Origin of the sequence: Streptomyces hoynatensis, from assembly GCF_003626535.1 — a bacterium.
Lineage (GTDB): Bacteria > Actinomycetota > Actinomycetes > Streptomycetales > Streptomycetaceae > Streptomyces > Streptomyces hoynatensis.
The window spans coordinates 15588-33152 of sequence record NZ_RBAL01000025.1 but is presented as its reverse complement, the minus strand read 5'-3'; the positions used below and the strand labels follow the sequence as shown (position 1 = coordinate 33152).

14 protein-coding genes and 1 tRNA gene are annotated in these 17565 nt (G+C 75.4%); 7 read left to right on the top strand and 8 right to left on the bottom strand.

The features are described 5' to 3' along the window. Positions 1-53 precede the first annotated feature (53 nt). The 4 genes from hutI to hutU form a co-directional block, all read right to left on the bottom strand. Positions 54-1229, bottom strand: coding sequence for an imidazolonepropionase (gene hutI, locus D7294_RS27965; RefSeq protein ID WP_120684590.1), 1176 nt, complete (start codon positions 1227-1229; stop codon positions 54-56). A gap of 163 nt (positions 1230-1392) precedes the next feature. After that, positions 1393-2772 (bottom strand): formimidoylglutamate deiminase, encoded by a 1380-nt coding sequence (locus D7294_RS27960; RefSeq protein WP_422070753.1) that lies wholly within the window; start codon positions 2770-2772, stop codon positions 1393-1395. After that, positions 2769-3953 (bottom strand): allantoate amidohydrolase, encoded by a 1185-nt coding sequence (locus tag D7294_RS27955; RefSeq protein ID WP_120684588.1) that lies wholly within the window; start codon positions 3951-3953, stop codon positions 2769-2771. Before D7294_RS27955 ends, D7294_RS27960 begins: the two co-directional genes overlap by 4 nt. 161 nt (positions 3954-4114) lie before the next feature. Beyond that, entirely contained in the window at positions 4115-5788 is a 1674-nt protein-coding gene (gene hutU, locus D7294_RS27950) for a urocanate hydratase (RefSeq protein WP_120684587.1), read from the bottom strand. A gap of 137 nt (positions 5789-5925) precedes the next feature. Between hutU and D7294_RS27945 the strand changes: the two genes are divergently transcribed. Continuing rightward, a complete protein-coding gene (locus D7294_RS27945) occupies positions 5926-7239 on the top strand; it encodes a type III PLP-dependent enzyme domain-containing protein (RefSeq protein ID WP_120684586.1) in 1314 nt (437 codons plus the stop codon). A gap of 126 nt (positions 7240-7365) precedes the next feature. Here the strand turns inward: D7294_RS27945 and D7294_RS27940 are convergent, their stop codons facing one another. Next, the gene (locus D7294_RS27940; protein ID WP_120684585.1) at positions 7366-8226 is read right to left on the bottom strand and encodes a MurR/RpiR family transcriptional regulator; all 861 of its coding nucleotides are present in this window, start codon (positions 8224-8226) and stop codon (positions 7366-7368) included. Positions 8227-8399: 173 nt separating this feature from the next. On the opposite strand from D7294_RS27940, the gene D7294_RS27935 reads away from it, so the two are divergent. Beyond that, positions 8400-8810, top strand: a complete 411-nt coding sequence (locus D7294_RS27935) for a hypothetical protein (protein WP_120684584.1) — start codon at positions 8400-8402, stop codon at positions 8808-8810. A gap of 413 nt (positions 8811-9223) precedes the next feature. Here the strand turns inward: D7294_RS27935 and D7294_RS27930 are convergent, their stop codons facing one another. Continuing rightward, positions 9224-10606 carry a cystathionine beta-synthase gene (locus D7294_RS27930; RefSeq protein ID WP_120684583.1) on the bottom strand — a complete coding sequence of 461 codons (1383 nt, stop codon included), beginning with the start codon at positions 10604-10606 and terminating at the stop codon, positions 9224-9226. 156 nt (positions 10607-10762) lie between these two features. Here D7294_RS27930 and D7294_RS27925 point away from each other — a divergent pair, with 156 nt between their 5' ends. The 4 genes from D7294_RS27925 (at position 10763) to D7294_RS27910 (ending at position 14631) form a co-directional block, all read left to right on the top strand. Further along, positions 10763-11758 carry an SGNH/GDSL hydrolase family protein gene (locus D7294_RS27925; RefSeq protein ID WP_120684582.1) on the top strand — a complete coding sequence of 332 codons (996 nt, stop codon included), beginning with the start codon at positions 10763-10765 and terminating at the stop codon, positions 11756-11758. Positions 11759-11893: 135 nt separating this feature from the next. Then, on the top strand, positions 11894-13114 hold the full coding sequence (locus D7294_RS27920; protein WP_120684581.1) for an acetyl-CoA C-acetyltransferase: 1221 nt from the start codon (positions 11894-11896) through the stop codon (positions 13112-13114). 249 nt (positions 13115-13363) lie between these two features. Beyond that, positions 13364-14248 carry a hypothetical protein gene (locus tag D7294_RS27915; protein WP_120684580.1) on the top strand — a complete coding sequence of 295 codons (885 nt, stop codon included), beginning with the start codon at positions 13364-13366 and terminating at the stop codon, positions 14246-14248. Positions 14249-14277: 29 nt separating this feature from the next. Continuing rightward, a complete protein-coding gene (locus D7294_RS27910) occupies positions 14278-14631 on the top strand; it encodes a hypothetical protein (protein WP_120684579.1) in 354 nt (117 codons plus the stop codon). Between the two features lie 168 nt (positions 14632-14799). Here the strand turns inward: D7294_RS27910 and D7294_RS27905 are convergent, their stop codons facing one another. Both D7294_RS27905 and D7294_RS27900 read right to left on the bottom strand, forming a co-directional pair. Then, positions 14800-15660 carry a Bax inhibitor-1/YccA family protein gene (locus tag D7294_RS27905; protein WP_120684578.1) on the bottom strand — a complete coding sequence of 287 codons (861 nt, stop codon included), beginning with the start codon at positions 15658-15660 and terminating at the stop codon, positions 14800-14802. A 557-nt stretch (positions 15661-16217) separates the two neighbouring features. Next, a tRNA-Leu gene (locus D7294_RS27900) sits at positions 16218-16299 on the bottom strand. 439 nt (positions 16300-16738) lie between these two features. Between D7294_RS27900 and D7294_RS27895 the strand changes: the two genes are divergently transcribed. After that, on the top strand, positions 16739-17518 hold the full coding sequence (locus tag D7294_RS27895; RefSeq protein WP_120684577.1) for an ABC transporter ATP-binding protein: 780 nt from the start codon (positions 16739-16741) through the stop codon (positions 17516-17518). Positions 17519-17565 lie beyond the last annotated feature (47 nt).

Here is a 17565-nt window from a genome sequence, read left to right as displayed (position 1 = left end):
TTCCGCGCCGCGCGCCCCGCCGCACGCCCCCGTTTCCCCGCCGAGGGCCGACCCTAGACCGCGCGCCTGCCCCGGTGCCACACCGCTGCGACCAGGGGCACGCCCGGCCGGTAGGCGAGGTGTGCCGGGGAGGGCGCGTCGAGGACCGCGAGGTCGGCGCGGGCGCCGGGGGCGATCCGGCCGATGTCCCGGCGGCCGAGCGCCGCCGCGCCCCCGGCCGTCGCCGCCCACAGCGCCTCGTCCGGGGTCATGCCCATCTCCCGCACGGCGAGCGCGATGCAAAACGGCAGCGAACTCGTGTAGGAGGAGCCGGGGTTGCAGTCGGTGGCCAGGGCGACGACGACCCCGGCCGCGAGCAGGCGCCTGGCGTCGGGGTAGGGCGAGCGGGTGGCGAACTCGCAGCCGGGGAGCAGGGTGGCGACCGTGCGCCCCCCGCTGTCCGCGAGCGCCTCGACGTCCGCGTCCGTGAGGTGGGTGCAGTGGTCGGCCGAGCGGGCGCCGAGCTCCACCGCCAGGCGCACGCCCGGCCCCGCGGACAGCTGCCCCGCGTGGACCCGGGCGCCCAGGCCCCGGTCGAGTCCGGCGGTCAGGACCGCGCGCGCCTGGTCGGCGTCGAAGGCCCCGCGTTCGCAGAAGACGTCGATCCAGCGGGCGTGGGGGGCGCAGGCCGCCAGCATCGGCCCGGTGACCAGGTCCACGTAGCCGCCTGGGTCGTCCCGGTACTCCTCGGGGACGACGTGGGCGCCGAGGTAGGTCACCTCCTCGGTGACGGCCGCGGCCAGGCGCACGGCCCGGGCCTCGTCCTCGACGGTCAGCCCGTAGCCGGACTTCGTCTCCACGGTGGTGGTGCCCTGGCGCAGCATCTCCGCGACGTGGGCGGCGAGGCGGCCCGCCAGCTCCTCCTCGCCGGCGCGGCGGGTGGCGGCGACCGTGGTGCGGATGCCGCCCGCCGTGTAGGGCCGGCCGCTCATCCTGGCGGTGAACTCCTCGGCGCGGTCGCCCGCGAAGACCAGGTGGGAGTGGGAGTCGACGAAGCCCGGGATCACGGCCCTGCCCGCCGCGTCGTAGTGACTGTCAGTGGCGGGTGTTCTCCTGGTGGTACCGACCCAGGCGATGTGTCCGTCCTCCAGGACGACCGCGGCGTCCTGGATCGGGCCGAGTGGGCCGGGGCCGAGGGAGGGATCGTTGGTGACGAGGGTGCTGATGTGGGTGAGCGCGGTGCTTGGCATCGGCGGTCGCCTCCTGGCCTGGCGGATCGGTGCGGGTGGGGGGCGGGGCCGTGGGGCGCGAGCGGGGGCCCGGCGCGCGGCGGGGCCCCCGGCCCCGGGCGGGTGCGGTCCGCCGCGGGCCCCGGGCGGGGGCGGTCCGCCGCCCCGGGCGCGGCGGCGGCGGTCAGCGGCTGGTGCGGACGGCCTCGATCGCGCGGCGCAGCGCGCCCGGCACGTCGGGGACCAGCTGGTGGGCGCCCTCGCGCACGATGTGCCGCCCGCCGACCACCGTGTGCCTGACGTCCGCCCCGGTGGCGGCGAAGACCACGGCCTCGGTCGCCAGCCGCGGCGCCGTGCCCGCGGTGCGCACCGTGTCGAGGGCCACCGTGGCGAAGTCGGCGAGGCAGCCCACCTCCAGGCGGCCGCAGTCGGGGCGGCCGAGGGCCGCGTGGCCCTCCTCGCCCGCGGCGCGCAGCAGTTGGGCCGCGGTGAAGTGGCCGCGGGTCAGGGTGCGCAGCCGCTCGTTCAGCTCCAGGGCCCGCGCCTCCTCGAACAGATCGATCACCGCGTGGCTGTCGCTGCCCAGGCACAGCGGGCTGCCGGCGCGCCGCAATTCGCCGGCCGGGCCGATGCCGTCGGCGAGGTCGCGTTCCGTGGTGGGGCACAGGCAGGCGCGGGTGCCGGTGCGGCCGAGCAGCGCGGTGTCCTCGGGGGTGAGGTGGGTGGCGTGCACGGCGGTGGTGCGCGGGCCGAGCACGCCGTGCTCGGCGAGCAGGGCGGCCGGGGTGCGGCCGTGGGCCCGCAGGCAGTCCTCGTTCTCCGCCGGCTGCTCCGACAGGTGGACGTGCAGCGGGGCCTCGCGTGCCGCGGCCCACTCGGCCACCTCGGCCAGGGCGGGCGCGGGCACCGCCCGCACCGAGTGGATCGCCGCCCCGACACGGACGGCCGCCTCCTCGCCCGCGGGCCCGGCGCGGCCGTCGTGGGCGGCGTGCAGCGCGGCGGCGCGTTCCGCCCAGCGGGCGGCCGTGCCGTCGCTGAAGCGCCGCTGGAGCGGCTCGGGTTCCCGGCCGAAGCCCGCGGCGAGGTAGCAGGTGTCGAGCAGCGTGATCCGGATGCCGGCCTGTGCGGCCGCGGCGATCAGCGCCTCCGCCATGGCCCGGGGGCTCTCGTACGGCGTGCCGCCCGGCTGGTGGTGCACATAGTGAAACTCCCCGACGGCCGTCACGCCGGCCAGCGCCATCTCCGCGTAGACGGCGCGGGCCAGCGCGAAGGCGGTGTCGGGGGTGAGGCGGGCGGCGATGTCGTACATGCCGCTGCGCCAGGTCCAGAAGGTGCCGCTGCCGACCTGGGTGGTGCCGCGCAGCGCGCGGTGGAAGGCGTGGCTGTGGGCGTTGGCGAGTCCGGGCACGGTCAGCCCGCGCAGCGAGACGGCGCCGACCGGCGGCCCCGGCACCCCGGGGTGGACGGTGGTGATCCGCCCCTCGGGGCTGGTGGCGAGCACCACCCCTGGCTCCACGGTCCCGTTGAGCCAGGCGTGTTCCGCCCAGTACGTCTGCGAGGTCAGCGACACACCAGACCCTCCAGTGCCGTGGCGAGCGCGGCGACCCCGGCCAGGCAGTCCTCGATCTCCGCGTGCTCGGCCGGGGCGTGCGAGACGCCGGTGGGGTTGCGTACGTACAGCATGGCCGTGGGCACGGCGCCGGCCAGGACCCCGGCGTCGTGTCCCGCCCCGGTCGGCAGGTGGGGGACGTCGCCGAGCAGGCCGGCGAGGGTCTCGCGCAGCGCGGCCGGAAAGGCGACCCCCGCGGTGTGGGACTCGCGGGTCACGGCGACCTCGACGCCGTCCCGCTCCCCGCGTTCCCGGGCCGCCCGCTCGATGCCGGCGACCAGTTCGCGCAGTGCCTCCTCGCCGTCCGCGCGGGCGTCGAGCCAGCCGCGGACCAGGGCGGGCACCGCGTTGACCGCGCCCGGCTCGGCGGCGACCCGCCCGAAGGTGGCCAGCGCGCCGGCGAGCCTGGCCCGTTTGCGGGCGCTGAGCACGGTGTGCGCGTACGTGAGCATCGGGTCCCTGCGGTCCTCGATCCTGGTGGTGCCCGCGTGGTCGGCGGCCCCGCGGAAGTCGAAGCGCCAGCGGCCGTGCGGCCGGATCGACGAGCCCAGGGCCACCGGCTGGCCCAGCCCGGCCAGCGCCCTGCCCTGCTCGATGTGCAGTTCGAGGAACGCGGCCAGCCCGGCGAGCCGTTCCGGGTCGGCGCCGAGCCGCGCCGGGTCGTGCCCGGCCCGCGCCATGGCCTCGGCCAGGGTCACTCCTTCCGCGTCGCGCAGCGCCCTGGCCGCCTTTGGGTCGAGCAGCCCGCAGGCCAGCCGGGAGCCGACGCAGGCCACGCCGAAGCGGGCGCCCTCCTCGTCGGCGAACCTGACCACGGTGAGGGGCCGCCGCCGGGTCACGCCCCTGGCGCGCAGCTCGTCGAGGGCGGCGAAGGCGGACACGACCCCGAGCGGGCCGTCGAAGGCCCCGCCGTCGGGGACGGAGTCCAGGTGGGAGCCGGTGGCCACGGCGCCCCCCTGGGCGGGGTCGCCGAGCCAGGCCCACTGGTTGCCGTTCCGGTCCCGCTCGTGCCGCAGCCCCCGCGCCTCGGCCTCCGCCAGGAACCACCGCCCGAGTTCCCCGTCCGCCTCGGTCCAGGCGAAGCGCCGGTATCCGCCCGAGGCCGCACGGCCCACCCCGGCCAGCTCCCGCCACATCCGGCGGAATCCCTCCGCGGTCCCCGGCGCGAGGCCACCCCACGCCGGCCGCCCCGCCTCCCGCGGCCTCCCTTCCTCTCGGGGCCTCCGCTCTTCCCGCGGCCCGCGCGGACCGCCGGGGCCGGGCCCGGGTCCCTCGCCCGCCGCCTCCCGGGCCCGGCTCACCGGCCCTCCCGGAGCGGCAGCCGCACCCCGCGTGCGGCGGCGACCGCCTCGGCCTCCGGATATCCGGCGTCCACGTGCCTGACGATCCCCATCCCCGGGTCGTTGGTGAGGACCCGCCTGATCTTCTCCCCGGCCAGCGCGCTGCCGTCGGCCACCGTCACCTGCCCGGCGTGCAGGGAGCGGCCGATGCCGACGCCCCCGCCGTGGTGGATGGACACCCAGGAGGCGCCGGAGGCGACGTTCACCATGGCGTTCAGCAGCGGCCAGTCCGCGATGGCGTCCGAGCCGTCCCGCATCCCCTCGGTCTCCCGGTAGGGGGAGGCCACCGAGCCGCAGTCCAGGTGGTCGCGGCCGATCACGATGGGCGCGGCGAGTTCCCCCGAGGCCACCATCTCGTTGAACCGCTCCCCCGCCAGGTCGCGCTGCCCGTAGCCGAGCCAGCAGATCCGGGCCGGCAGCCCCTGGAAGCGCACCCGCTCCCCGGCCAGCCTGATCCAGCGCGCCAGCGACTCGTTCTCGGCGGACTCGTGCTCGGGGAAGAGGTCGAGGACGGCCCGGTCGGTGGCCGCGATGTCCCGCGGGTCGCCGCTCAGCGCCACCCAGCGGAAGGGCCCGCGCCCGGCGCAGAACAGCGGCCTGATGTAGGCGGGCACGAATCCCGGGTAGTCGAAGGCCCGCGCGTAGCCGGCGAGCGCGGCCTCGCCGCGGAGCGAGTTGCCGTAGTCGAAGACCTCGGCACCCGCGTCGAGGAAGCCCACCATGGCCTCGACGTGCCGGGCCATCGACTCCCGCGCCCGCGCCGTGAACTCCTCGGGCCGCTCGGCCGCGTACGCCGCCATCTCGGGGAAGTCCACGCCGATCGGCAGGTAGGCGAGCGGGTCGTGGGCGCTGGTCTGGTCGGTGACCACGTCGATCGGCGCGCCCCTGGCCAGCAGTTCCGGCACGGCCTCGGCCGCGTTGCCGAGCACCCCCACGGACAGGGGCCGCCGCGCCCCGGCGGCCTCGGTGGCCAGCCGCAGCGCCTCGTCGAGGGAGTCCGCCCGCGTGTCGAGGAAGCCGTGCCCGATCCTGCGCTCGATGGCCCGCGGGTCGCAGTCGACGCAGATCGCCACGCCGCCGTTCATCGTCACGGCCAGGGGCTGGGCGCCGCCCATGCCGCCGAGCCCGGCGGTCAGCGTGATCGTTCCGGCGAGCGTGCCGCCGAACCGCTTGGCGGCGACCGCGGCGAAGGTCTCGTAGGTGCCCTGGAGGATGCCCTGGGTGCCGATGTAGATCCAGGAGCCCGCGGTCATCTGCCCGTACATCGTCAGGCCGAGCCGTTCCAGGCGCCGGAACTCCTCCCAGGTGGCCCAGTCCCCGACCAGGTTGGCGTTCGCGATCAGCACCCGGGGCGCCCACTCGTGGGTGGTCATCACGCCCACCGGCCGCCCCGACTGCACGAGCATCGTCTCGTCGGGGCCCAGCGTGGTCAGGGTGCGGGCCATCGCGTCGAAGGAGTCCCAGTCGCGGGCGGCCTTCCCGCTGCCGCCGTAGACGACCAGCTCGTCGGGGTGCTCGGCCACCTCGGGGTCGAGGTTGTTCTGCAACATCCGCAGCGCCGCCTCCTGCGGCCAGCCGCGGGCGGTCGGCGTGCCGCCGCGTGGTGCGCGGACGGGTCGGGGTCCTGCCATGCGTGCCTCCCCGGGAGTGAGCCGGAGTTCCCCGAACCCGGCTGCCCATGCGCGATATTCAACGACTGTACGTGCTGAATACTTTCAGTCAACCGTCCTTCTGCCGCTCGCGCCGCCGCCGTGCTTGGCTGGCCGGCATGGCCGACTCCGTCCGGGCCGCCCGCCGCGATCAGGCCGTGCGGGCCGCCGTCACCCGTTCCCTGCTCACCGAGGACCATCCGCTCGCCGCGCTGCTCGACCTGCGCACCGTCCAGGAGGCGGCGCTCTCCCTCCACGCCGCCTTCGAGGCGGTGGCCGCGCCGGGGCAGCGCATCCTGCACACCTTCGCGGTGAAGGCCGCCTCCCTCGTTCCCCTGCTGCGGCTGCTCGACGGCTTCGGCATCGGCTGCGAGGTCGCAAGTCCCGGCGAACTCGCCCTGGCCAGGGCGGCGGGCCTGGCGCCCGGGCGCGTGGTGCTCGACTCGCCCGCCAAGACCCCCGCCGAGCTGCGGGAGGCGCTCTCCCTCGGCATCGCGCTGAACGCCGACAACCCGCAGGAACTGGCCAGGCTCGACGCCCTGGTCCCCGCGCACCCCGGCCACGGGCCGCTGGGCCTGCGCGTCAACCCGCAGCTCGGCGGCGGTGCCATCGACGCGATGAGCACCGCGACGGCCACCTCGAAGTTCGGGGTCGCCCTGCGCGACGAGGGGGCGCGTGACTGGGTGGTGCGCGCCTTCCGGGAACGGCCCTGGCTGACCGGCCTGCACTGCCACGTCGGCTCCCAGGGCATGACCCTGGAGGCGATGGCGGCGGGCGTCGCGACCACCTGGGAGCTGGCCGAGGAGATCAACCGGGCCGCCGGGCGCCGGCAGGTGCGGACGCTCGACATAGGCGGTGGCCTGCCGGTCAACTTCGCCTCGGAGGAGCTGGTCCCGTCCTTCCGCGCCTACGCCGCGCTGCTGCGCGACCGGGTGCCCGGCCTGTTCGACGGGCGCTACGCCCTGGTCACCGAGTTCGGCCGGGCGTTGCTCGCGAAGGCCGGCTTCCTTCTGGCCCGGGTCGAGTACACCAAGTCGGCGGGCGGCCGGCCGATCGCCGTGACGCACGCGGGCGCGCAGGTCGCCACGCGGACGGTGTTCAGCCCAGACGCCTGGCCGCTGCGGGTGGCCGCCTACGACGCCGCGGGGCTGCCGAAGGGCGGGCCGCTGATCGGCCAGGACGTGGCGGGCCCCTGCTGCTTCGCCGGGGACCTGGTGGCCGTCGACCGGCCACTGCCCCGCCTGGCCCCGGGCGACCTGGTGGCCCTGCTGGACACCGGCGCGTACTACGCCACGAACCACTTCGCCTACAACGCCCTCGCCCGCCCCGGCGTCTACGGCTTCACCCCGCAGGAGGCCGGCCCGGCGTTCACCACCCTGCGCCGCCCGCAGACGCCGGAGGAACTCCTCGCGGAACACGGCGGGGACAGGTAGGACACGCGCCCCGCGCCCGGCCCGGGCGCGCGCCCCGGCGCGCGCCCACCCGCCCCGGCACCGCGCGGGCGCCTTCCCCGGCGCCGCGCGGGCCCGTTCCCGGGCCCAACGGGCGTGTTCCCGGGCTCAGTCGAGGAAGATTCCCCGCTCGGCGGCCCGCACGTCGAACCGTTCCAGCCGCCCCTGCGCCCCGGGCACCGCGTCGCACATCGCCTCGAGCAGGACCCGCCCCAGCAGCATCGGCGCGCAGGCCGTGTCGAAGGAGAGGGCGGTGCCCACCGGCGCGGTGAGCAGCAGGTCGCCCGGCCTGGCCACCGGCGTCCAGGCGCTGTCGGCCACGACGACCACCCGCAGCCCGGCCCGCCGCGCCACGTCGAGGGCCTCGGCCGTCTCCCGCGGGTGCCGCGGCAGCGAGAAGCACAGCAGGGCGCCCGCCCCGGCCTCGGCCGCCGCGTCGATCCGGTCGGCGAGCGCCGAGCCGCCCTCGTCGAGCAGCCGCACGTCGGGGTGGACCTTGGCCGCGAAGTAGGCGAACCCCCTGGCCTCGGCCGCCGCGGCGCGCAGCCCGAGGACCGGCAGCGGCCGGGTGGCGGCCAGCAGCCGGCCCGCCTCCTCGATCCCCGCGGTCCCGGCCGGCTCGGCGAGCGCCGCCGCGAGCTGCCGCAGGTGCTCGATCTCGGCGAGCACGGCCCGCTGGTAGGGGTGCCGGCCCGCCCCGGCCGCCTGGCCCGGCCCGGGGGCGGCGCGCAGGCCCTCGCGCAGCCAGCGCCGCAGGCCCGGGTAGCCGTCGAAGCCGAGGGCGACCGCGAACCTGGTGACCGAGGGCTGGCTGACGCCGGCCAGCTCGGCGAGTTCCACGCTGGAGAGGAAGGCCGCCTCGTCCGCGCGACGCACCAGGCAGTGCGCGATGCGCCGCTGGGTCGGGGTCAGCCGATGCCCCTCGAACAGCCGGGTGAGCCGCGCGCTCGCCCCGCTCGCCTCGTTCATCGGGCAGATTCTATGCGGCCGCCCCGCGCGGCGGGGCCGGGACTGCGGCCGGCCCCCGGCCCGGGGCCGGTGGGCCCTGCGGCCGGCCGGAGGGTGCGCTGCGGCATACGGGAGGAGCGATAGGGGGGTTAGCCCTATGGGCCGCCTTTCCCCGTGGCCTTACGGTGTGTGGCATGACGAGTCCGCGTGACCCCGAACTCAACCATGACACCGACCTCAGGGGCGATCTCGATGCCGCCGTGGAGACGCGCAAGGAGCTCGGCCCGGCCTACGAGTCGGAGCTCGTCGAGTCGTTCCTGGAGAAGGTGGAGCAGCGCATCGACGGCACGGTGGACAAGCGGGTGCGCCGGCAGCTCGCGGAGCAGCAGATGGTGATAGCCCGCGGCGGCAGGTCGGCGAGCGGGGAGCCGCAGGGCCCGGGCGCCGCCTTCGGACTTGCCGCGCTCTCGCTGGTGCTGGCGATCCCGCTCTCGGCCATAGCCGCCGTGCAGGTCGGCCTCGCCGGGCTGCTGGTCTGCTGGGGCGGCATCGTGGGGGTCAACGCCTGCTACGCCCTGATCCGCACCCACGGCCGGGGAGAGTAGGCCCCCGCCACGCCCTCAAGGGCCGGAGGAAGCGCGGGAACCGCGGGAGAAATGGCGGGGACCGCCGCACCCCGGTCGCTGACCAGGGGCGGGACGACGGCGGTCCCCGCGGGGACGCGGGCCGGGTCGGGGCCTCGCGTCCGGGCGACCAGGGAGGTCCGGGAGCCGCTCCGGAGGTCCTTGGTGCCGACAGGAAGTACTCTGCCGTGCCGGTGTTAATTGCGCGTTGCCCGGCCGTGACACTTCGGGATTACTTACCCACTCACCGGTGACTTACGTCTCCCCCGCGCCATTTTTTCGTCCCCCTGTTCGGCCCGCCCCCCGGGGGCCGCCGGGGGCAGCCGGGCGCCCGGCCCGGCCCCGGCCGCCCCCTGCCCCGCTCGGCCCCGCCCCCGCCCGGCCCGGCGTCCGGCTCAGCGTTCCGTGGCGAGATACGCGAGCAGGTCCTGGCGGCTGACGACGCCCGTCGGCTTGCCCTCGACCAGCACGACGGCCGCGTCCGCGGCCTGCAGCACGGACATCAGGTCGCCGACCGGCTCCCCCGAGCCGACCTGCGGCAGCGGCGCGCTCATGTGCTTCTCCAGCGGGTCGTCGAGGGCGGCCCGCTTGGCGAACAGCGCGTCCAGCAGTTCCCGCTCCACCACCGAGCCGACGATCTCGGCGGCCATCACGTCCGGGTGGCCCGCGCCCGGCTTGACGACGGGCATCTGCGAGACGCCGTACTCGCGCAGCACCTCGATCGCCTCGCCGACGGTCTCCTCCGGATGCATGTGCACCAGCGAGGGCAGGCCCCCCTCCTTGGCGCGCAGCACGTCCCCGACCCGGGTCTGCGGCCCGTCGCCCTCCAGGAAGCCGTAGTCGGCCATCCACTCGTCGTTGAAGATCTTGCTGAGGTAGCCGCGGCCCCCGTCGGGCAGCAGCACCACCACGACGTCCTCGGGGCCCAGGCCCCGCGCCGCCTGCAGCGCCGCCACCACGGCCATTCCGCAGGAGCCGCCCACCAGCAGCCCCTCCTCGCGGGCGAGCCGCCGCGTCATCCGGAAGGAGTCCTTGTCCGAGACGGCGATGATCTCGTCGGGCACCCGGGCGTCGTAGGCGGTGGGCCAGAAGTCCTCCCCGACGCCCTCCACCAGGTAGGGCCGCCCGCTGCCGCCCGAGTACACCGAGCCCTCGGGGTCGGCGCCGATCACCCGCACCCGGCCGCCGCTGACCTCCTTCAGGTAACGGCCGGTGCCGCTGATGGTGCCGCCCGTGCCGACCCCCGCCACGAAGTGCGTGATCCTGCCCTCGGTCTGCTTCCACAGCTCGGGCCCGGTGGTCTCGTAGTGCGAGAGCGGGTTGTGCGGGTTGCTGTACTGGTCCGGCTTCCAGGCCCCCGGGGTCTCCCTGACCAGGCGGTCGGAGACGTTGTAGTACGAGTCGGGGTGCTCGGGGTCAACGGCGGTGGGGCAGACGACGACCTCCGCCCCGTAGGCCCGCAGCACGTTGATCTTGTCGGTCGAGACCTTGTCCGGGCAGACGAAGATGCAGCGGTACCCCTTCTGCTGCGCGACGATGGCCAGCCCGATTCCGGTATTGCCCGAGGTAGGCTCGACGATGACCCCGCCGGGACGCAGTTGTCCCGAATCCTCGGCGGCCTCGATCATCCGCAGGGCGATGCGGTCCTTCACGGAGCCGCCTGGGTTGAAGTACTCGACCTTGGCCAGCACGGTGGCCGAGATTCCGGCCGTCACTCGGCCGAGCTTGAGCAGCGGGGTGTTGCCGACAAGGTCGATCATCGACTCGTGATACTGCACCTGGGTCTCCGCATGTCCTGGGCATGTCGGGGCGGGTTCCTCCGCCGCCGGACAGCACCCTATTGCGTTGCGCGGCAGGCCGCGCTGGGCACCACACAGGTGAAGACACGGATGGGACTGACGGGAGGCGGGACGCGGACCATGTCGAGTGCGAGGGTGGCACGGCGGATCGCGACGGCCGCCGCCTACGGCGGAGGCGGGATCAGCGTGCTGGGGGGCGCGGCGGCCGGGCTGCTCCTCACCGAGGTGCAATATGCCAGGCGGCGGCTGAGCGGCGGCGGCTACGACGAGCCGCCCGTGGCCGACGGCCTGTACGGCACGGCCTTCGCCGCCACCCAGGGCCCGCCGTGGCGGCTCGCGCTCCTCGGCGACTCCACGGCGGTGGGCCAGGGCGTGCACCGCGCCGGGCAGACCCCGGGCGCGCTGCTCGCCTCGGGGCTGGCCGCCGTCTCCGAGCGCCCCGTCGAGCTGCACAACGTCGCCCTCAGCGGCGCGAGGTCGTCCGACCTGGAGCGGCAGGTGTCGCTGCTGCTGACCGAGCCGGGCCGGGCGCCGGTCCCCGACGTGTGCGTGATCATGATCGGCGCCAACGACATCACCGGCCGGATGTCCCCGGCGCGTTCGGTGAAGTACCTCTCGGAGGCGGTGGCGCGGCTGCGCACCGCCGGCTGCCAGGTGATCGTCGGCACCTGCCCCGATCTGGGCTCGGTCGAGCCGGTGGCGCCGCCGCTGCGGTGGATCGCCAGGCGGCTGTGCCGCCAGCTCGCCGCCGCGCAGACCATCGCCGTGGTCGAGCTGGGCGGGCGCACCGTGTCGCTCGGCGCGCTGCTCGGTCCCGAGTTCGCCGCCCGCCCGCGCGAGCTGTTCGGCCCCGACCGGTACCACCCCTCCGCCGAGGGCTATGCCACGGCCGCGATGGCGATCCTGCCGACGCTGTGCGACTCGGTGGACGTGTGGCCGCAGGAGGAAAGGCCCCAGGTGCCGCCGCGCGAGGCCCTGCTGCCCGTGGAGCACGCCGCGGCCCGCGCGGCGGCCGAGGGCGGCACGGAGGTGACGGCGGCCACGGGCCCCGGGCGCCGCGCCCCCTGGGCCAGGCTGAAGCCGCGCCGCCGGCGCCAGGTCCCCGAGGAGACCCGCACCCCCACGGGCTGAGGCCCGGCCGCCCGCCGCCGGCGGTGCCGAGGCGGTCGCCGCGGCGGCCCTGGGGCCCACGGCAGGTGACACGCGGCGCTACCGACCGGTAGCTTCGGAGGGGCCGGCACGCACACACCGCAGGGAGGCCGCAAGATGCCAGAAGCCGTGATCGTCTCCGCCGCCCGTTCCCCCATCGGCCGGGCCTTCAAGGGCTCCCTGAAGGAGCTGCGGCCCGACGACCTGGCCGCCGCGGTGGTCCGCGCCGCGCTGGACAAGGTGCCGGAACTCGACCCGGCCGACCTGGACGACCTGCTGCTCGGCTGCGGGATGCCGGGCGGCGAGCAGGGCCACAACCTGGCCCGCGTCCTCGCCGTCCAGCTCGGCCTCGACGGCCTGCCCGGCTGCACGGTCACCCGCTACTGCGCCTCCTCCCTGCAGACCACGCGCATGGCCTTCCACGCCATCAAGGCGGGCGAGGGAGAGGCGTTCGTCTCGGCGGGCGTGGAGATGGTCTCCCGCAGCGTGAACGGCACCTCCGACGGCCTGCCCGGCAGCCACAACCCGCTGTTCGCCGACGCCGAGGCCCGCACCGCCCGCCGCGCCGAGCAGGGCGGCGAGGGCTGGCACGACCCCCGCGAGGACGGCCTGGTCCCCGACGTCTACATCGCCATGGGCCAGACCGCGGAGAACCTCGCCCGCCTCAAGGGCGTCACCAGGCAGGAGATGGACGAGTTCGGCGTCCGCTCGCAGAACCTCGCGGAGCGCGCCCTCGCCGAGGGCTTCTGGAGCCGCGAGATCACGCCGGTGGCCACCCCGGAGGGCCGGGTGGTGGACGCCGACGACGGGCCGCGCCCCGGCGTCACCCTGGAGGGCGTGGCCGGCCTCAAGCCCGCCTTCCGCCCCGACGGCCTGGTCACCGCGGGGAACTGCTGCCCCCTCAACGACGGCGCCGCCGCCCTGGTGGTGATGTCGGACGCCAAGGCCAGGCAGCTCGGCCTCACCCCGCTCGCCAGGATCGTCGCCACCGGCGTCTCCGCCCTCTCGCCCGAGATCATGGGCTACGGCCCGGTGGAGGCCACCCGGCGGGCCCTGGCCAGGGCCGGGATGAGCATCGGCGACATCGACCTGGTCGAGATCAACGAGGCGTTCGCCGCCCAGGTCATCCCCTCCTACCGCGACCTGGGCATCGACCTGGACCGGCTGAACGTCAACGGCGGCGCCATCGCGGTCGGTCACCCCTTCGGCATGACGGGCGCCCGCATCACCGCCACCTTGATCAACTCGCTCCAGTGGCACGACAAGCAGTTCGGATTGGAAACTATGTGTGTCGGCGGCGGCCAGGGCATGGCGATGATCCTGGAGCGCCTCGGCTGACCCGTGCCGCGAGTGACATCAGTGGCGTATGTGACTCACGACACCCGGTATATACGGGCGATACCGAAGCGGACCCGGGATGTGATGCATGGCTCGACACCTTGACGAAACCGCAGGTCAACGGCCTCGGCGGGGCGCGCGACGGACCAAAGACCCGTCCCATTCATGACGTTTTGCACTGCCCCCCGTGGCCGCGCCCCGGAAACCTGAGATAAGAAGTCAGGGACCAAGAGCACTGGGAGCGAGCCCGTGAGCGCCATATCCGTCATCCTGCTGGTGACCGCAGGCACCACCGTTGCCCTGGGCGCGGGGGCCTGGCGCACCGCCCGGGGCCTGCGCGCCGAGCTGACCGCGCTCCGCCGCGAGCTGGCCTGCCGGGTGCCGGCGGCCAGGCCGGTTCCCGCCGAGGAGATCCGCACCGCCGTGGCCGCGGCCCTCGCCGACGAACGGGAGCGGGAGCTCGCCGAGGCCCGCGCCTACTGGGCCGAGCAGGACGCCGTCCAGACCGAGGGCCCCGGCGCGCTGCTGGCCGGGCGCGGCCTCGGCTACGAGGTGGCGGAGGCGGACGAGGAACTGCTCGACGCCCTGCTGGAGCGGTACCTGCTCAGCGACTCCGGCCGGCAGACGGGACGCGACGGCACCACCTTCGTGCCCCGGCAGCCGGGCGAAGAGGAGGGCGGCGCCCACCCCGAGGCGGAGGCGCAGGACGGCGGCGACGCGGCCGAGCTGGCCGCCGCCCGCCGCCGCCACCCCTCCCACCCCGGCTACACGCTCTCCGGGGAGCCGGTGGCGCGCGAGGGCGCCGAACGGGCCGCCGCCCGGGAGGAACACCGCCGCACCGCCGAGCGGCTCACCAGGCTCGCGGAGGCCCGCACCCCGCTGGCCGACGTGCGGCCGGGGCCCATGGGCACGCTCGACGTCTTCCTGTTCGCCGACGGCACCACGCTGTGCCTCTCGCCCGGCCACCAGGAGGCCGCCCGGCGCCTGGCCGAGGCGGTGCGCTCGGAGGAGCCGCCGGTGCTGATGGGCGGCTCGGCCCTCTCCGGCGCCTACGCCCTGACCTTCTCCTGCGGCAAGGACAGCGTCTACCTGCTGGCCGACCGCGTGGTCGCCACCTCCCACCACGGCGACTGACCCGCCCGCGATCGACAGGAGCCGGCCTCGTGGACCACGCCGGGGACCGCCCCGCCGCGCCACCCGACCTCGCCCCGCTGTACGCCGCCGTGGACGCCGCGGCCGACGTGCTGCGCGGCCTGCCGGAGAGCGCGCTGCGCCGCGGCGCCGCCGCGCGCGGCCTCGCGCTCGCCCGCGAACTCGCCCTCCGCGCCCAGCGCCTGGAGGACCCGGCGCGCCCCCCGCGCGAGCTGCCCGACGCCGGGGCCTACGCCGTCGGCGACCAGGTGGCGGTCGCGGGCCACGACCTCGCGCACGCCCTGCGGCACCTGCCGGCCGCCGAGGCGGCCCGCGAACGCGACGCCGCCCTCGACCGCCTGCGGACCTGGCGCGACGGCACCTGAGCCCGCTCCCCCCGCGGCGCACGCGCGCCGGGGCGCACGCGCGCGAGGGCCCCGCCGGGACGCTCTCGCGCTCCCCCGCCGGGGCCCTCGGTGGTGCCCGCACGGCCGCTACCGCGCCGCCGGGCCTGGCATGGCTCCCGCCCACGCACCCCGCAGGGTGCCGGCAGGCTACTCACCTTGCAGGATGGCGGCCAGCCGCAGAAACTCCATGTAGATCCACACCAGCGACAGCGTCAGGCCGAACGCCGCGAGCCAGGACTCCTTCTCCGGGGCCCCGTAGGCGACGCCGTCCTCGATCATCTTGAAGTCCAGCGCCAGGAAGCAGGCGCCGAGCACCACGCCGGCGATGCCGAACAGGATGCCGAGGCCGCCGTCGCGCAGGCCCAGGCCGTTGCCGTCGCCGATCAGGGCGACGATCAGGTTGACCGCGGACAGCAGCACGAAGCCGAGCGCGGCGGCCAGCACGAACCTGGTGAACCTGGCGGTGACCCGGATGATGCGCTGCTTGTACATGAACAGCACGCCGGCGAAGACGGCCATCGTCCCGAGCACGGCCTGCATGGCCGCGCCTGGGGCCACCTCGTTGATGGCGGCGCTGATGGTGCCGAGGAACAGGCCCTCGAACACCGCGTAGGAAAGGATCAGCGCGGGCGAGGCCTCGCGCCGGAAGGACTGCCACAGGCCGAGGACGAGCGCGACCAGGCCGAAGGCGGCACCCGCGCCGACCGGCAGGTCGCCGATCCAGGCAGCCGCCGCGGCGACGATCACCGCGCCCAGGGTGAGGGCCGTGCGGGAGACGACGCTGTCGATCGTCATCACGCCGGCGCGCGTGGGCGCAGCCGGCGGCACGAAGCCGCCCGCGGGACCCACCTGCGGCTGCGCATACGGGTTACCCGGCTGCGCGTACGGGTTGCTCGGGCTGCCCACGTACGGAGTCCCGGTCTGGACCTGCGGCCCCGCGTGGAAGCCCGCGTAGCCGCTGTCCCGACTGAACCCCCGACGCGTGAAGACGGGGTTGCTGCTCCTCATCTCACTCCTCCATGGCCGCACGGCGCGGCCTTGACTACCAGAGTAATGCGTTAGCAAAGACCGCACGGTAGTGCTCCCGTAAAAACGAACGGAAGCCCCCGGACGTTCCCGGTCCCCGCGCGGGGCGCGTGGGCCCGGCCGCCGCGGCCCGGCCCCACCCGCCTCCCCCCTTCCCCAGAGTCCCCCCGAGTCTCCCCGAGTCCCCCCGAGTTTCCCCGGCCCCTCGCCGCCCCACCAGGCGCCTCGGCGAAAGGCGGCGTGAGCGCGCGCACGGAAGGGGCGCGGGGAACGGCGGGTGCGCGGGGGCGCGGAGCGGAACGCGAGGCGCCGGCAGGCGACTTGGCGTCGGGGGCTTGAGCGCACGGAAGGGGCAGGAAGAGCGGGAAGGCGCGGGAAGAAGCACGAAGGAGCAGGAGGCGCGAAACGGAGGCGGAAAGAGCGCGGAGGGCGCGTGGCCGGGACGGGGGGAGAGCGCGTGGTCCCCCGGTGTTCCCGCATCCGGGGCGTCCCGCGCGCGGGACGGGCCGTTCCTCTGGTCAGCGGCGCGGTTCCTGGTGTGCCCGGAGCCGGACTTGAACCGGCACGGCCCGAAGGCCAGCGAGTTTTAAGCTCACCGTGTCTGCATTCCACCATCCGGGCACAGAACCCAAGCCGTACCGGGCGCGTGTGCGCCAGGGCCTTCACCGAGCTTATCGGGCGGATTGGCCCGAACACCGGTGCCCCAGACCGAGGTTGTCTGATTTTATGAGCCCCTGATGGCTCATCAGCAACGGACGTCATGGCCACCGGCGGTTTTGGGCCGGGTGGCGCCCGGTTCCCGCCGCAATGATTGACGCAAATCAACCCTCCGCATCCTTACGGGTACGCAGCGATGACGATGCCCGAAGGACGCCCGCGCACGGGGCGGGTGAACCGGGCCCGAAGACCGGGGGAACCCTCGACGCCCCGCGACCCGGCGCCCCCAGGCCCCCGTTCGCCCCGGCCCCCGTGGAAACCCGCGTCCCGGGGGTTCTCTCCCGGCCTGCTCCCGCGCAGGGTGGGTAGGGTCCCCTCCCCCACCAGAACAGGAGGCTCACTCGTGTCCAGCTACGCCACTGCGACCCGCGCCGCTTCGACCGGGGCGGTGGCCGCCAAGGCCACGGACCTCACGAAGGTGTACGGCGAGGGCGAGACGCGCGTCGTCGCGCTCGACCACGTGTCGGTCGAGTTCGGCCAGGCCGAGTTCACCGCGATCATGGGGCCCTCGGGTTCGGGCAAGTCCACGCTCATGCACTGCATGGCCGGTCTCGACACCGTCACCAGCGGCTCGGCCACCATCGGGGACACGGAGCTGACCGGGCTGCGGGACAAGCGGCTCACGCAGCTGCGCCGGGACCGGGTGGGCTTCATCTTCCAGACGTTCAACCTGCTGCCCACGCTGAACGCCCTGGAGAACATCCGGCTGCCCATGGACATCGCCGGGCGCAAGCCCGATCCGGAGTGGCTGAAGCGGGTCATCGCCACCGTCGGCCTGGCCGACCGCCTGCGGCACCGCCCCAGCCAGCTCTCCGGCGGCCAGCAGCAGCGGGTGGCGGTCGCCAGGGCCCTCGCGGGCAAGCCGGACATCATCTTCGGGGACGAGCCGACGGGCAACCTGGACTCGCGGGCCGGGGCCGAGGTGCTGGGCTTCCTGCGCAACTCGGTGCGGGAACTGGGCCAGACGGTGGTGATGGTGACCCACGACCCGGTCGCCGCCGGGTACGCGGACCGCGTGGTCTTCCTCGCCGACGGCCGGGTGGTCGACGACATGGCCGACCCGACCGCGGAACGCGTGCTGGAACACATGAAGCGTTACGACGTCAAAGGGCGCACGAGCTGAGGCCCGCCCCCGGTACGGCCCTCGGTGCGCCCCCGAGGGAGCGGAAC

Coding starts and splice junctions, on each gene's coding strand:
- D7294_RS27920 (WP_120684581.1), top strand. CDS start 11,894: ATGCCAGAAGCCGTGATCGTCTCCGCCGCCCGTTCCCCCATCGGCCGG.
- D7294_RS27955 (WP_120684588.1), bottom strand. CDS start 3,953: ATGTGGCGGGAGCTGGCCGGGGTGGGCCGTGCGGCCTCGGGCGGATAC.
- D7294_RS27940 (WP_120684585.1), bottom strand. CDS start 8,226: ATGAACGAGGCGAGCGGGGCGAGCGCGCGGCTCACCCGGCTGTTCGAG.
- D7294_RS27935 (WP_120684584.1), top strand. CDS start 8,400: ATGACGAGTCCGCGTGACCCCGAACTCAACCATGACACCGACCTCAGG.
- hutU (WP_120684587.1), bottom strand. CDS start 5,788: ATGGCAGGACCCCGACCCGTCCGCGCACCACGCGGCGGCACGCCGACC.
- D7294_RS27905 (WP_120684578.1), bottom strand. CDS start 15,660: ATGAGGAGCAGCAACCCCGTCTTCACGCGTCGGGGGTTCAGTCGGGAC.
- hutI (WP_120684590.1), bottom strand. CDS start 1,229: ATGCCAAGCACCGCGCTCACCCACATCAGCACCCTCGTCACCAACGAT.
- D7294_RS27945 (WP_120684586.1), top strand. CDS start 5,926: ATGGCCGACTCCGTCCGGGCCGCCCGCCGCGATCAGGCCGTGCGGGCC.